Source organism: Methanosarcina sp. DH1 (genome assembly GCF_020804205.1).
In the GTDB taxonomy this organism is placed as follows: Archaea; Halobacteriota; Methanosarcinia; order Methanosarcinales; family Methanosarcinaceae; genus Methanosarcina; species Methanosarcina vacuolata.
In genome coordinates this window covers 1-1,624 of sequence record NZ_WJBJ01000011.1, presented here as the reverse complement: position 1 = coordinate 1,624, position 1,624 = coordinate 1, and the positions used below count along the sequence as shown (strand labels likewise).

Sequence of the window (1,624 nt, the reverse complement as noted above, 5' to 3'; positions counted from 1 at the left end):
ATCAATAGCTCCCTGCTGCTCCATTGACCTACACCTCCACGTCACTGGTTCAATGGAGGTGGCCGCTTATTTACACATTTTTGTACCTTTTCAAGCATTCTTCATACATGTCTATCATGAATACCTTGAAACTCTCCTCTTCTTTATACAGGATAATCCATAGCAGTTGCAATACCTGTTCATAAGCGAAGTAGAAAAATCGAACATTTACATCTGTTGATTTGGATTTGATACGTGCCTCATCCTGAATTCTAAAACCAGTCTCAATTCTCCATCTTCTTTTATATGATGCAATAATATGGTCAAGATCAATTGTAGACTGATTAGTGGCGAATGCCCAATCATATGATTTGTCGCTTTGTTTATCGAATATTTGTTTCAGCAATGCCAGAGTGGTTTCACCTTTCAGAACCGTTTTATTTATGTTGAGCTTGAATTTGTATTGCATTGTTTTCTTTTCAGCTTCTTCCATTTGAGCAAGTTCTTTTCTAATTTTGGGGTTTTTTGGGACAAAAATCAGATATGGATACTTTGAATTGGAAAGTGTCAGCATGAGTTCTTTGCTGTAGAATCCCCTATCAAACAAAATTAGAGAAATCGATTTTACAATTGGTTCAATGACTGTAAGGCACCATGTCACAGTATATGCCATATTGTGCCCCATCCTAACCGGAACTGAAATAAGGGGAATTTTTTGTGGAATATCTGAACTGACAATTGAACATGTCAAGAATTTGAATTTCCCAGATATTCCATGTTCTCCAGTCCATCCATGTATCCAGAAACCTTGAGGGTCACCATAAAAATCTTCATCTGTATAATCAAAGGCTAATACAACTTCTTTTTCTTGAAGCCAAAACTTTGTTCCCAAGATTTTGACCGTTTCTAGATACTCCCAATAAATGTTTGAAACAGGCACTTTCTTTATTGCAAGATGTAAAGAGTCTGCTCGGTTTCCAACGGTTTCAACATAGGTGTTGGCAACTGAAGATTTGAGAAGATCTCGATTATAGTGGAAACCGGAAAGAAATTTGCTCTTTGGTTTCAATTCCAGAGAACGATCTATGAATGTATCCAATGTCTTTAGAGTGCGAAAATATCTGGCAGGATCTAAAGTCATATTATCACAAGATAAACCGTACGTCCAAGATATTCCTTGGGACAGTCGACCTTTGCACCGTTCCCGAATTTGGTTACTTTACGAATTAGGAATCCTTCAATGTTATCAATTTCAAGATGGTTTTGGAGTTCCAACTCAACTTGCTTCATAGTATATAATATGTATATACAAAAAGGATAAATAATTTGGCTAAATTAGGAGTTCTTGGAAAAATTAGAGCAGTGATTCGGAGATACTGTTCGTAGAATGCTCTTAAAATAGTGCTTTTTGATCTTGGATAGATGAAGTCCATTATATCAGAAATTCCATCGTATGAAACGTTATGGTATCTGAGTAACTGGAAGAAATCATTGAATGAATTAAAAAGTAAAGTCTTCAGATCTTCCCAAAAACTATGATCTTCTTCGTGTGTATTACCACAATTTGAGCATTTATATCGACCAATGTTGATTTCTCCAAGACCTTCTTTAGTATGAGGATTATAGCCATTATGAACCATTGGAG

2 protein-coding genes and 1 pseudogene are annotated in these 1,624 nt (G+C 36.0%); all 3 read right to left on the bottom strand.

What is annotated here, in order from left to right; genetic code table 11:
* Positions 1–70: 70 nt before the first annotated feature.
* Positions 71–1,120 (bottom strand): transposase, encoded by a 1,050-nt coding sequence (locus FXW07_RS05740; protein ID WP_229394612.1) that lies wholly within the window; start codon positions 1,118–1,120, stop codon positions 71–73.
* Positions 1,117–1,269: a DUF2080 family transposase-associated protein gene (locus tag FXW07_RS05735; protein WP_229394611.1), complete on the bottom strand. Its 153-nt coding sequence runs from the start codon at positions 1,267–1,269 to the stop codon at positions 1,117–1,119. Before FXW07_RS05735 ends, FXW07_RS05740 begins: the two co-directional genes overlap by 4 nt.
* A gap of 86 nt (positions 1,270–1,355) precedes the next feature.
* Positions 1,356–1,624: pseudogene (locus FXW07_RS05730) on the bottom strand (ISNCY family transposase); the annotation flags it as partial.